9 protein-coding genes are annotated in these 12,084 nt (G+C 57.1%); 6 read left to right on the forward strand and 3 right to left on the reverse strand.

Features of this window, described 5'->3' with window-relative positions; translation table 11 throughout:
* Positions 1-258: 258 nt before the first annotated feature.
* Positions 259-1,455, forward strand: coding sequence for a hypothetical protein (locus HH303_RS03790; protein ID WP_169623852.1), 1,197 nt, complete (start codon positions 259-261; stop codon positions 1,453-1,455).
* A 194-nt stretch (positions 1,456-1,649) separates the two neighbouring features.
* Positions 1,650-3,485: an ATP-binding response regulator gene (locus HH303_RS03795; RefSeq protein ID WP_169623853.1), complete on the forward strand. Its 1,836-nt coding sequence runs from the start codon at positions 1,650-1,652 to the stop codon at positions 3,483-3,485.
* Here the strand turns inward: HH303_RS03795 and HH303_RS20235 are convergent.
* On the reverse strand, positions 3,401-4,021 hold the full coding sequence (locus HH303_RS20235; RefSeq protein ID WP_319637301.1) for a response regulator transcription factor: 621 nt from the start codon (positions 4,019-4,021) through the stop codon (positions 3,401-3,403). The genes HH303_RS03795 and HH303_RS20235 overlap by 85 nt on opposite strands.
* A gap of 157 nt (positions 4,022-4,178) precedes the next feature.
* Here HH303_RS20235 and HH303_RS03805 point away from each other — a divergent pair, with 157 nt between their 5' ends.
* The 4 genes from HH303_RS03805 (at position 4,179) to HH303_RS03820 (ending at position 8,354) form a co-directional block, all read left to right on the forward strand.
* The gene (locus HH303_RS03805; protein WP_169623854.1) at positions 4,179-5,180 is read left to right on the forward strand and encodes a DUF4424 family protein; all 1,002 of its coding nucleotides are present in this window, start codon (positions 4,179-4,181) and stop codon (positions 5,178-5,180) included.
* A 3-nt stretch (positions 5,181-5,183) separates the two neighbouring features.
* A complete protein-coding gene (locus HH303_RS03810; protein ID WP_169623855.1) occupies positions 5,184-5,453 on the forward strand; it encodes a hypothetical protein in 270 nt (89 codons plus the stop codon).
* A gap of 432 nt (positions 5,454-5,885) precedes the next feature.
* Entirely contained in the window at positions 5,886-6,560 is a 675-nt protein-coding gene (locus HH303_RS03815; RefSeq protein WP_169623856.1) for a hypothetical protein, read from the forward strand.
* Positions 6,561-6,602: 42 nt separating this feature from the next.
* A complete protein-coding gene (locus HH303_RS03820) occupies positions 6,603-8,354 on the forward strand; it encodes a S8/S53 family peptidase (protein ID WP_169623857.1) in 1,752 nt (583 codons plus the stop codon).
* 18 nt (positions 8,355-8,372) lie between these two features.
* Here HH303_RS03820 and HH303_RS19985 read toward each other — a convergent pair whose 3' ends face one another.
* Entirely contained in the window at positions 8,373-8,618 is a 246-nt protein-coding gene (locus tag HH303_RS19985; protein ID WP_227421498.1) for a nuclear transport factor 2 family protein, read from the reverse strand.
* Positions 8,619-8,903: 285 nt separating this feature from the next.
* A complete protein-coding gene (locus HH303_RS03830; protein WP_169623859.1) occupies positions 8,904-12,083 on the reverse strand; it encodes an ankyrin repeat domain-containing protein in 3,180 nt (1,059 codons plus the stop codon).
* Position 12,084: the final 1 nt, after the last annotated feature.

Here is a 12,084-nt window from a genome sequence, read left to right on the forward strand (position 1 = left end):
TGGACTGCAAGCCCTAACGAGAGGGGGTTGCGGATATACGCTTAGGACGCGAATAAAATCCGGACAAAAAAAGAGCCAGCGGCCCTGCAAGGCCCTGGCTCCTTTATAACGCCGGAAGCCCAATAGCAGAGCCTCGCAACGAAATCTTCCTGAAAGTGAGGCTATTGGGCTTCTGAGCGCCTGTCAACGGGAAACGCCAGTTTTCCGAACGGATGAGCTTTGCCCAAATGCGCTCTCCGCGCCCCGGGAAGGATACGCATGTACCACCCGGTGCTGTCCCGCATTCAGCGGCTCCATGCCGCCATGGATGCGCGAGAAATAAACACGCTCACTGCCTGCCGCGAGATCGCCGGCCTAGCGAAGGATTTGCAGGAAGCTGACCCGGATGCCTTCGCCCGCTACGAAGTTTTGGCTGAAGAACGACAGATCAGACAGTATCGCGACTATGAGCAACATCCGGCAAGCTGCGGCCTTGACCTCCTGAAGCCGGCCGACAAAGCCGCGAAATCGGCAATCAAACCGCTACGCAATCTCTACAGCGACGCTGCCGAGCGCAGACGTGCAAGCGCCAATGCCCGCCGCTGGTGCGTCGAGTCTGGGATTTGGACAATCAAGGACCTGACTGACACACAATCCCGCATCTTGGTCGAACTCCTTCGCGAATGCCTGAAGGCAAAACGCAATGCGACCTACCTAACCCACGATCAGCTAGCCGACCGCGCCGAATGCTCCCGCAGTTCCGTCAAAACGACGATACGCCTGCTCATCGAACGCAGCCTGATCTACGTGCGCCGTGAGCGGATTTCCGTCCGCAAGAACGCCCCAAATCTCTACCTGCCCTGCCGGCACCTGGTCCAATGGCTTGGTCCATACGTGTCGCCAAAGATGAGTATAGGGGGTCAAGACACCGCCCCCCTTGGTTTAAGAGATAATAAATCTCTTAATCCTACAGAGAATCCTACGCCATCGCAGACAAACAAAATTTGTAGGATCGTTAACGGCAGGAGTGGCGTGAGCCGATTGCCGCCCCCGGGATCTACCTTCAATGCCGACGACCGACAAATCGTTATCCAGGCCATTCCGCTACTTGACGGTAGTCCTGTTTCGCACAGCGCTGCCAACGACGAATTGCATATCAGAATCGACAGGATACGTTCCGTGTTGCTACCTGATATCACTTCAGCTTGCTATAGTCGCGCGCTCCGCAAGCGTGGCGCAGATGCTGCTATAGCCTTGCTCGTAACAGCCATGAAGGCTTTGACCAGGACAACAGATCCAATTCGTTCTCCGGTCGCCTACTTCGCTGGTACTGTTCGCCGAACACGATCTAATTTCAATCCAGCTAAGTCCTTAAGCTCCACGATCAACTGCCATTTAGATTGCACATCTAAAAAAGACATCGCTGCAATCTTTTCCCAGCGGACCATTGCACAAGCAAATGGCATGTTCCCCTAATGTGGTAGAAATTTCGATCTAACGTAGGCTGTCAGGTGTTTCGACTAAAGGATCAAAGAATGCAACCAAGTATGCGAGCCTCAACGAGATCATTTATTTCGAAATTCGAGTAATCTTCTCGGATAATAGACGGTTCTGGGTTGATGCCCCGATATAGCGAGAAAATCACATCAAAGAGAAGAATCGGGAACTTGGTGAACCATAAATCGATAAATTTCGTGCTATCTCCGTCTTGGCGCACGGACTTTCTTTTTGCCGGTGCGTCTAAGAACTGGCTTGTTCACGTCGGTGTGGTCGCATTGACCCTGCTATTAATTCTGAGTGCACCTGAATCGAAAGATGCCTCAGGTAAAGCAATCATATGGTTTTGCACTATATCGGTATTCTCATTTTCCGCGGTAATGCTGGCGAAACGATACCTCTCCGAAAAGCAGAAAAATCCCTATGAGCTCGATAGTTATACACGGCATTACGCGGTACTGACCGCTATCATCGGGACCCTTTGGGGGTTGGGAGCATTCATTGTAGCTCCCCTGTCGAATGATCTTCTGATGCTTTATACGCTTGTCGTCGGTGGAACGGCACTTGGAGCCGTAAGCACACAACATGTGGAACAGCGCGTCTTCCTTGCATCGATCTGGACCGCGATCCCACTTCTAGCATTGGCGCATATTACGCATACGGTAACGAATCAGAATTTGGCTGTGGCAATCATGATCGTGCTGTACGGCGTGATCATCACGATGCTGGGGAAGCGGATGCAGGCGTTCCTCACGAAGAATGCTGAATTGTCATTGTCCCTAGCGGACAAAGTTTCGAATCTAACTTTGACGACCGCAGAGTTGGAACGCATTCGCCTAATCGCCGAGAACAACAGCACTGCAAAATCCCGATTGCTGGCCCATATCAGCCACGATTTACGCCAACCGGTCCATGCCATCGGTTTATTCGCTGAATGTCTCAAGGATCATGCCACGTCCCAAGAGACAAGAGCGCTCCTGTCCCAAATTGAGCAATCGGTGATATCGATGAGCGGTTTGTTCAGATCGTTGCTCGACCTGACTGCCTTGGAAAATGGGCGCGTGAGGTCCCTGGAGATCGATTTCGCGCTCGACGAAGTTTTGGGGGGGATCATCCTGCAAAACCAGGCTGCCGCCCAGGAACGGGGAGTAACCTTACGCTACGTTCCCAATCGGCTTTGGGTGCGAACCGACCCGGCGCTGTTGTCCACGATGGTTCAAAACCTCGTCGCGAACGCCATAAAATATGCGCCTGGCGCCAAGGTGCTTATCGGATGCCGCCGCCAAAAGGGTCGGATCAGTGTGGAGGTTCACGATACCGGCCCAGGCTTTGAACCGGGTGATATCGACCGTGTCTTCGAAGAATTCGTCCGTCTGACACCGGTGGAAAACACTACGGTCGGCGGCTTGGGACTGGGCCTGTCCATTGTTCGGAAGCTTTCGGATATTCTGGGCCTTGCCGTTGATGCGTCAAGCAAGCCGCCGAACGGGACGGTGTTTCGGATTAGCGGTCTGGTTCGCGCCGAGGCGGCCGCGGCCAGCCGTGAGGTTGACCACCAAAGGATCGGATCGCAGTTGGACGGTGCGCGCATTTTTGTCGTGGATGACGATACCGCGACCCGCGAAGGCATGCGTCAGTTGCTGCAAAAGTGGGGGTGTGACGTTTCGGTGTTCGCCGCGCCGCCGGATCTGGAAATCGCGAGGGCGGCGGATTTCCTGTTTGTCGACCGAGATCTAGGACCGGGTGTCGACGGGTTGGCGTATGCCAGCCAAACCAAGCAATCCCTGGGCGTGCCCGCCGCCATCGTAACCGGGTCTTTGTCGCGAGACATCGAAGACGGTGCCCGTGCCGCTGGGCTTACCGTTTTGGAAAAGCCGGCCCGCCCGGCACAGGTTCGGTCGCTTCTTCTGACAGTATTGAGCGGTCAGACCAAACCGGCCTCGGCTGCGGCGGCGGCCGCCGCCGATCGTGTCGGCACGTCCAACGCGCGGAGCAGCGCTGAGACGTGAACCCGCACCGTGTGGGGTGAGATATCCAGCTCCCGAGCGATTTCCTTGTTCGCCAGTCCCCGCCCGATACAGGCCAGAACCTCCCGTTGTCGTGCCGAAAGCGTTTGTAGCGAGATGTTTTTGCTGGGTGGTGGTGTCGTGGAGGCTTCCGTCCGCAACACGAATTCGCCGTCCGCAACGGCTTGCAAGGCGCTTACGATTTCCGTCGGAGGGATCGACTTGTTGATGAAACCGTCCGCCCCGGCTTTCATGATCGCCTCTATCGTGTCCGGGTCGTCTACCATGGAGACGATGACAAGTGACGAAATCGGATAGTCCGTACGAAGTGATGCAATACGATCTGGCGTCCCCAGTCCGGGAAACAGGTAGTCCAGCACGAACATGACCGGCGCCGTTCGAGAAGCGTCGGAAAGGCGTCGGACGCCATCGACGGAATCCGCTTCCAATATCTGCGCCCCAGGGAACGCCCTCTGTACGGTGCGGCGCATCCCTTCCCGAAAAATCGGGTGGTCGTCGGCGATTACGATACGGTCCACTTCTACTCTCCATACCTGATCCGAAAGACCATAATACGCGGTCTTCCTTTAAGGGGGGAATAGCACATCTGTCGGATGGCGCATTTCCCGGAACGGCTTGATGATTTCCACCATGTGGAGACCTAGTCAAAAACCATGGACCGGAATCAAACTGCGCTTGCCGCGGCAAATTTCGGTTTCAATCCTGTGCTTTGGGCTTCTCGCGATTCCGTGCCTGGCGAATGACAGCGTTATTGCAATTGATGCCGGGGGTATCGACTTCGCACGAACCGACGCGATCCGTATCGTATCGGAAGATCTCTTCATTTCGACTGATCGTATCCGGGTTCGGTACATCTTTGAGAATGTGACGCCGGAAGATGTCACCTTGACCGTCGGATTTCCGTTGCCGCCGGTTTTCGCCAACGACCTTGTTGACCGGACACCTGAAACGGCGACAGACGGGGCCTACATGACCTTCGAAACAACCGTCGATGAGATACAGGTTCAAGCGTCCGAAACCGTCGAAGTTTTCGACCTTACCGATCGAAACATAACGGACGTGTTTCGCGCCGAAGGATTTCCCTTGAAGCCGCAATCCCCGCTTTATACGCGCGACTTCTATGAAAGTGCCTCTACCGAAACAGAGACCGTTAAGGATCGTATGCGCGCGCTTGGATTGCTGGGCAATTTCGAAAGCATGAAATGGAAGTTTCGGTTGACCTACACATGGTCGCACCGGTTCAAGGCGGGACATCTGACCGAGGTGGTGCATAGCTATGTCCCCTTGGCTGGAGTCTTCCAATTCATGTCCGCGCTGAGCGGTGCGCCCACGGATGCGGGCTTGTCGACATGGATCCGTGATGAATTCTGTCCCGACGAGTCGATTTGGCGTGCCTTGCATTCCGGTGCCGCCGACCACCTCGTACCGGTCGTCCGTCACGTCGGGTATATCCTTACCACCGGGGGCAACTGGGCAGGGCCGATCGGATCATTCCGCCTGACCGTAGACACTGGCCACGCGGAAAACCTCATCGCCACCTGCTGGCCGTACAGGTTGAAACGGCGGTCCGAAACCGAATTTTCCTTCGAAGCGCGGGATTTTACGCCGCGCCACAACCCAAGAATCGCTATAATCGAAAGCGATCTTGTCGCGCATCAAAAGACGGATGAAGAATAGAAAATGTCGAATAGATCCACCATTGCCGACTATGCGGTCGGGTCGGTAATCGTCGTTGGAAGCTACCTCGTCTTTCTGGGTGCCACCGGGCTCTTGGCGTATGCCGAGCTCCTGTCTTACGGCAACGAATTATATTTTTATTTGATGTTCCTGGCGAGTCTACTGCCGGTGGCTTGGCTTATGAAACGCTATGAGGTTCAGCGCCGCCATCTTCTACCCGGCGTGATCATAGTTCTGGCATCGATTTGGGGAGTTTTCTCAATCTTCGCCTAACGTGATCGCATCGTGTCGGCTGTATTCCAGAGTTCCAGGCATCAATACCGCGCGTGGTCTATTTCAGGGCCATATCAGCCACTTGTACTAGTGACGCCCTTTCGTTTCTGCGGTCTAATAGCGGTGTCACGGTAAGCGTTAATCGATTGGGGGATCCTCAATTCCTTTTCGCGGGAGGCACGGATGTTACTTCGAGTTTTGGGTTTAATCGCAATAGGGGGCGTCGCGTCCGCAAGCGCCTATGCGCAGACTGAAGCGCCCCAAGAACCTGAGATAAATTGCGCGGCTGTATTGCTTGGTACTCGCGGCACTTACCAAACGCTGTTCGAGACGACGGGAACCTACAATCAACAGATCCGGCAATTCAACGCCGCGGTAAGCCGTGCCAAGAATGAACGCGCGCAATATCGGCAGTATCGGAAAGACGGCAATATGCCCGAAGCCGAAAGGATGGCGTCTGTCCTGGACGGAACCTGGTCGGAAATCCACGACCTGCAAAACCGCCTGAAATCGCTGGTCCGGACGGGGCAATCGCAGGCAAATGACTGGTGCAGCGCAATTGCGTCCGCCGCCGCACAAGGCTGCCCCAACGCGAAGATGAATGCGAGTTGTTCAGATTACCGCAATCAATGGCAATCGATAAACTCTGCGTCAGTCATGACCGAAACGCGGTACGCGACGACCTGGCGCGGTCCGGACGATTACGATTTCTCAATGCCCGATGCTGCGTGTGAAGTCGCGGAGGGCGATGTTCCGAGCCTGCCGCCGCAAACCATCAGCGACGTTACCGGCAGGGCATTCGTGGTGCGCGGTCTGCGCAGCTATCCCGCGACCCCCGGCATGCAGGTCAACCCTGGAGATGTCATTGCCGTGGAAGACGGGGCAACGGTCCGACTTGCGCTTCATTCGGGGGATCTGAAGCTGGTCGAAAAGACAAAGTTCGAAATTCCCCAGCCGGTCGATCCGAATGCGGGCCCGGATACCTGGGCGAAGATCAACAAGAACCTCGTCGAAACCTTGAACGGCACGAGTCAGGAAGAAGCCGCGATGCGAGAGCGGTCCCGGGAGAGCCTGTGTGAGGGCGCCGGTATCGGTGTCCGCGGCTGATACCGCGTGGGCGCGCATGCAACGAATTTGGGAGAGTGATCTATGAATATGTCTTGGGCGCGCGGGCTTCTATCCGCCGTGTTTTTTGCTGCGGTTACCGTTACGTCTGTGGGGCATGCCGACGAATTGGGAACGGAACCGTTTACCTTCCAGGAAGGATTGAACGCGGTTGGCTATCCCGGGAGATTCGGCGTCGCTACGGGGGGATTGAAAGTAGCGATCGTCGACGCGGGGTTTCATGGAATCGACGAATGGCTGACCCAGAACGGCGATAAGGCGGCGTCCGTTTTCAAACGTACGAAGATCAGCAACGGTACTGACCATGGGTTTAAAGTCTTCCAAGTCGCCCAGGCGGTTATCCCCGATGCGAAATTCTATCTTTATGAAGCAGACCTGGCGCTGGCGGATGCGGAATTTACCGATCAAATGTCATTGTATGTGCAGGATATGGCCGGCCGGGGGGTCGATTTCGTCAATTTAAGTATTGGCCTTGGACATGCGATTTCGCCTTACTATCAAGGGCCCAATCCAATCCTGGATACGATGGAACTGTTCCGGAAGCATGAAGTGTTTGCGCTGTTCAGCAGCGGCAACGAACGTCGGCAGTTTCACAGCTGGACAGTCAGTGCGGCGGACAAGGGATACATCAAGTTTACCGGCGCGGATGGGACCGATTCGTTTGCCGCAAATGTCCTACCATCTCAGAAAAACATTTTGCTCGGCATGTTTTGGGAGGCCCATCCGGATGACCCGCCCGTCACAGTGTCGCTTCAGCAGAAGGTCGACGGTAAGTTCCGCACCTTCATAAAGGCGGCGACAAATGGCGAAATGCAACTGACCTATCGCGCCGAACAGGATGAACCCAGTAAACTAAAGACGGTGCCTGGGCAGATTTATATCGAAGTCGATACCCGGCCGTTGAAGGACGCCCCCTTTATCGTTGCGATCGATGCCGGGGACGCGGCTGAAAGATTCTTAGGGCGCAGAATGACGCTCTATGTGAACGGCGCGAGATTTACCGTCCCCGGAGGGCAAAACGGTCGAGATTCCCACAAGTCGCATGCGCAGTATGAAAACCCCTATGTCATGTTCGTGGGGGCCTTTGCGAAAACCAAAGATGGGAAGGTCGCCCCAGCCGTCTATTCCAGTTACGGGATGACCCCGTCGGGGAGCGTTATTCCCCATGTCATGGGGCCTGGAACCTTCACTTTTCCGAATGGAAAAGTCGGCGGTGGAACGTCTTATGCAGCACCTTTTATAACTGCTGTTCTGGCAGGCACGTCGATGCAGCACTTCAATCCCAAAAATGTGGCGGAGCGGATTTCCAGTTTTGATTTTCTGACTGCCAATCCGGCCGGTCCGGATCGCGGGCGGTACGGCGTCCCCGATGGTGGTCTTTTGCTGAACCCGGCGAAACTGAACCAGATACTTTCCCCCAATAGTATTAACGGCATCGCGCACCGCGTCGACGGGGAGGACCTTGTCTTCAGTGGCAAGATCAGCCGTTGCTGCATGGAGGGGATAGACGCGCAGGCGATGGTTCTTGTCGGCCAGTTGTCCGAAGACGGTGGACAGCCAAAATTGACCCCCATCAACGGGGCGGTCGGGGCGACGACGTTTACGACAGGGGCGAAGGACTATGACGCTGCCCCGGTGGAAATCCGCATCCCGCTTTCCCTCATGCCGAAGAACGCGGGCAGGTTCGTTGCCCAATTCGCGATACGGAAGACTAAAAGTGGGTCCGACCCCTTCCAAATTCCCAGTCCGGAACCGTATATTTTCACCTTACCGTAGGATCGCCTGACAGGGACGTCAGTCGGACTGGCACGGCGCGGCAAGGTCGCCGGCCAAGGAATGACCGTCGTACATCGTGTCGTCGATCAGCCAACGACCGTCGACCCGCAACAACGAGTAGTCCAGCGTCACCGCTTCGCCCATGGTCACAAAGGCGACCCGCGCCGTCGCCGCGTCGCCGGATTGGGAGATCGTTTCAATCGACAAGTCCCGAATGTCGTAATCCTGGCCGGGGACGATATAGTCGAAATCCAACCCGTCCATGCCGAATACCTGTTGGAAACAGGCTGTCTTCGCAAGCGCCAGAGCGTGAATCCGCGGCGAATAGTACGCGGGGCGCCTTTGGTCATCGTGGAATGCCGCAAAATCGGGATCGGGCAAGGTATAGAGACGCTGAAGAACGGCAGATGCGTCCGATTCATCGGTAGACGCGCATCCCGTGGGCAATACACACGTCGCCGTGACAAATGCGACAATCAAGGTAGCGTCGATATTGGGCATAAGTCTGCTCCTGACCGTCTATCGGGCACTTGCATCCGGCTTAGTTGGTTACGGCCGGCACCGCCCCAGTTCTTTTCGCGCCGAATGGTCCTCGGAAAATCGATACACGACCATTGCTCCAGGTTTCATATTCGATACCAAATTGGCATAGCCGTCGTATCCGTTCTGCCAAATACCGTGATGGATAGCCACACCGCACACGGTCGTCGCTTCCGACCGGGAAGCCGATATGCAGGACGCCGCCGAGAACCCCAAATTTCCCCCGACCCCGCGATTCGCGTCGTAGTCCTCCGCCGCCTGAACATAAATCCGTGCGCAACTGTTCTTCTGGGCGCTTTGACTGGGCGCGCTCGTTGCGTTTTCGGACGTGACGACTTCCGGTGTAGAAAAGGCGGAAACAGTCGGCAGTGGCGGGGTATAGGGCGACTGAATTTGACCCAGGCTCTGATACATCTGGGACATTCCGATATCGTAGGTGGCGTTGATGTCGTCGATCCGCTGTTGATATTGCATCTGTGCCGCCGCCACGTTCTGACCGAATTGCTGCAATGCGGGCTGCATGCGGCGGGCGAATTCGGCCCAATCGAAATCGGGTTCGTTTGCCTTCCGCTCGTATTCCATTGCCTCGTCGTAACCGAGCCGCACGGCGAGATTGGGGTCCTTCAGCAGCCAGTAAATATAATAGCCCGGCGGATTGCCGCGATCGTCCAATGTGACCCGCGCGCCCCGGGCCAACAGGGTGTCGATCATCGACACGTCCTTCGCCAGGGCAGCGAGATGCAACAGGGACAGTTGCTGGCGGCTCCACACCGCGTTGACATTGCCCCCGGCATCGATCAATGCCCGCGCGGCGTTCGGGGCATAGCGATCCGGCATCATGGCAAGAATAACCGGGGTTAGCTCGGACACCGTGACATTCGGGTCGACACCGAAATCAAGCACCGCCCGGACAACCGCCGGATTGTCGGTTGCGGCGGCGGCACTCAGCTCCGTAAAACCGGTTCCGAAGGGTTTCGCCTTGCCGGTGCCGATCAGGCGTTCGATCCGGGCCACATCCCCGGCCGCGACGGCGTCGCCGATCCCCCAGTTTTCCGCTTCCCGATCAAAGGGGTCGCCCAGTCGAAAGCGAACGCTGGACTGTTTGGTTTCGCCGCCTGAAACATGTTCCGCGACAACACGGTATTCACCCGCGTCCAAGCACCGCGACCCACCGATGGGCGGCGTTTCCTCGCAGAGTTGCAGGTAGCTGCCGAAGTGGCGACTGTCTTCTGGCCGATATTCTTTCCGATAATCGACCTCATCAGCGGCGGTCAGTACGGTGCGGCCATCCGGGGCGTATACGGTCAACCGCACGGACCGTCCTTGTGTTTCGTCCTCCCGTTTGGCCGGAACATGGGCTTCGACTTCCACCTGCGTGACATGGTCGGGGATCAACAAACCATCGGGCAATCGCATCAGGCTTTCCACCACCATGACATCCGGCGCGACGAAGGGGCTTCCCCGCATCAAGCCGTCCAGATAGGCGGCGACTTCCGTGTGTCCCTTGTTCCGGGCATAGGTCGCGGGTACGCCCGCTTTTCCCGCCAGTGTCGGGTCGGCGCCCGCGTCGACCAGGGCTTTCACCGTCGCCATGTCGCCCCGTGCCGCTGCGATGATCAGGGGTGACAGACCATTCGCCGCCACCCGATTGGGGGTGCCGCCGGCGGCGGTCAAAATCGGCACAATGTCGGATCGGCTGCCATTCGCGGCATAGCTCAATGCGTCGAGACCATCTGCATCCGTCTTTCCGACCGATGCCCCGGCGGCCAACAACATTTGCACAATGTCGCCCTTGCCCTTCGCAGATGCCAGCATCAGAGCCGTTCGGCCATCCTGCCGGGCGATATCCGGCGGATACCCTTTCTCCAGCAGGAAGGAAGCCGCCTCCACGCTATTGTGATCGACGGCGGAGGTCAGCGGATTTTGCGTCTGGCCTTCAAAGGCGCGCGCAATCGGTGCACCCGCCTCGAGAAGGCGCGACACGCCGTCATATCCGTCGCCTTCGGACAGCATCAGGATCAGGCTCGCGTCCAGGGAATTCAATCCGTCATGGACCGGGGCCATCGGGTCTGCGCCATCGGCCAAAGCCGCATCGATCGCGGCGATGTCGTTTTGACGGACGGCCAAAAACAAGCGGTCATTGGGATCGTCCCCTTCCTGGAGGGAGGCAAGGATCGTATCGACGGCTTGAAGGGTTTGGGCCTGTTCCTTAGCCGCGAAACATGCCCGCCGGTATTCCTTCGACGCCATTTCCAGGGCGGCTTCCGCCCGGCGCGCGGTTTCCTCCGCGACTTGGGGCTCTACCCGTTCGGCCAAATAGCGTGCCGCATATACTTTCTTTTTCTCCGCAATCGCCAGGGCATCCCCGATAAAGGGACGCGGCACATTCTTGCCCTGCAGATTGGCGTAGGAAAACGGGTCGTCCCAAAAGCGGTTCAGTTCCGCGTCGATGGCCCCATCACCCTTCGTTTCGCGCAAATCGACCCAAAACGCGCCGTTCCGGCCGCCATTGTCGTAATATTCGCGATAGGCATTGTACCAATTGGCGTCATAGGCCTGATGCGCCGCGTCGCCGAAGGACGTGATCGCATAATCCAGGAAGCTTGCCGATGCCATCACCGCGCCCATCGACCCGCCGACGACCTTGGCCGTCAAGGTGCGTCCGATGGACAACAGGGACTGCGCGGCCTTTGCCTTCGCATAGCGATCCCCGGTGCGCATCGCCTCGACCGACCATTCGATAACGCTGATCCCGTCGACAAGGATCCCCAACCGATCCATCCAGATATTCAGATCGTCGGTGATGGCCGCGCCTTCCTTCAGTTTGGACAGTGCCGCCGCGATCCGTTGCTGGTCCACGGGCGCGCCTTTCGCGAGTTTCAGCATCTCGCCATGCCCCAGGGACAACGCCCTTTCGGTCAAAGCACGCGACGGCGCGGTCGCCAACCCTTCGCCCATGCCGTAGGCCATCAGGGTTTTGGACGTCGCGCCGCTACCGGTGGACCAAGCCGAGGCAATCGCCTGGCGAATATAATCGGACTTTGCCGTCGGACTTTCGATCGCCAGGACCTGGTCGCGGTGTTCGTACAGGAAATCGACGGCCAGGCATTCCGCCGCGGCGGGGGACGCCAGAACGGTTCCCGCAAACAGGGCCAGGAGACCGCCACGCATCTTATTGCCAACCGTCATG

The sequence above is a fragment of the Pacificispira spongiicola genome, from assembly GCF_012926505.1.
Lineage (GTDB): Bacteria > Pseudomonadota > Alphaproteobacteria > UBA8366 > Aestuariispiraceae > Pacificispira > Pacificispira spongiicola.

Bases quoted from the DNA above. Each gene is read 5' to 3' on its own strand.
- HH303_RS03830 (WP_169623859.1), bottom strand. From the start codon at position 12,083: ATGACGGTTGGCAATAAGATGCGTGGCGGTCTCCTGGCCCTGTTTGCG.
- HH303_RS19985 (WP_227421498.1), bottom strand. From the start codon at position 8,618: ATGGACGGGTTGGATTTCGACTATATCGTCCCCGGCCAGGATTACGAC.
- HH303_RS03810 (WP_169623855.1), top strand. From the start codon at position 5,184: ATGTCGAATAGATCCACCATTGCCGACTATGCGGTCGGGTCGGTAATC.
- HH303_RS03790 (WP_169623852.1), top strand. From the start codon at position 259: ATGTACCACCCGGTGCTGTCCCGCATTCAGCGGCTCCATGCCGCCATG.
- HH303_RS03820 (WP_169623857.1), top strand. From the start codon at position 6,603: ATGAATATGTCTTGGGCGCGCGGGCTTCTATCCGCCGTGTTTTTTGCT.
- HH303_RS03815 (WP_169623856.1), top strand. From the start codon at position 5,886: ATGCCCGAAGCCGAAAGGATGGCGTCTGTCCTGGACGGAACCTGGTCG.